The sequence below is a fragment of the Paenarthrobacter sp. NPDC057355 genome (assembly GCF_042667405.1).
Classification (GTDB): domain Bacteria; phylum Actinomycetota; class Actinomycetes; order Actinomycetales; family Micrococcaceae; genus Arthrobacter.
Genome location: NZ_JBHVAL010000057.1, coordinates 756 through 1,539, shown reverse-complemented (window position 1 = coordinate 1,539; position 784 = coordinate 756). Strand labels below are relative to the sequence as shown.

The following is a 784-nucleotide window of genomic DNA, read 5'->3' as shown; positions in this document are numbered from 1 at the left end:
GATCTCGTCGGCCTGGTACCAGGCAGTGCCGCCGACGACCTTCTCGTTGCCGTTGCGGTCGGTCCGCTTCTCGGCCGGGGTGACACCGACCCGGAAGCCGACCAGCTCGACCGGCTGCGGCATCCCCTGGAGCGGGGCGGCGGGGTCCTGGTGCGAGAGGACACCGACCTTGAGGATCTCGTTCTCGGTCCGGCCGAACTGGGTGAAGGAGGCGACGACCTGCACCTCCCACTTCGGCGTGCCGTCCTTGGCGGTGTCCTGCTGCTGGGTGCCGAACTGCATCTTGGGCGAGGAGCTGAGGAACATGACCATCGAGAAGGTGCGGGCCTGGTCGACGTGGAAGATCGCGGGCATGAATCTCTCCTTGTGACAGATCGTCAGGTGACGATCGCTCGTCTACGGGGTGTTGCGTGCTCTACCCTGAACCTCATGCACGGGGGTTGTCAACCAGGTTATCGCCAGACGTAGTCAAGGATGGTCGAATATGTCGGAGTCAGTACCGGCCGAGATCCGTACAAAGATGCAGGTGAGGCTGCAAGCGATCTCTGAGCTTGCCGGATACCTCGGACATGCCGACGCGGCCATGTCCCGTGATCCGGCCGAGTGGCATCGGAACCTGATCCGGGCGTTCTCGGATCTGGCGGAGGAGGCGAAGGCGGCGGAGACCGAACTCTCCGTGCACGCGGTGCAATCGAAGGCCCTCACCACGACAGAGGTCTCGAAGGCTGCGAAGGTCAGCCGGACCGCGATCTACAAGAGGATGCGTGAGGAGAGTATTTTGTAG

General features: G+C 63.3%; 2 protein-coding genes. One reads left to right on the top strand and one right to left on the bottom strand.

The window, feature by feature from the left end; genetic code table 11:
• Window positions 1-354: hypothetical protein (locus ACFUOZ_RS21370; protein WP_377552050.1), on the bottom strand; the 354-nt coding region annotated here is incomplete at its 3' end.
• Window positions 355-484: 130 nt separating this feature from the next.
• Between ACFUOZ_RS21370 and ACFUOZ_RS21365 the strand changes: the two genes are divergently transcribed.
• Window positions 485-784 (top strand): hypothetical protein, encoded by a 300-nt coding sequence (locus ACFUOZ_RS21365; RefSeq protein WP_377552048.1) that lies wholly within the window; start codon window positions 485-487, stop codon window positions 782-784.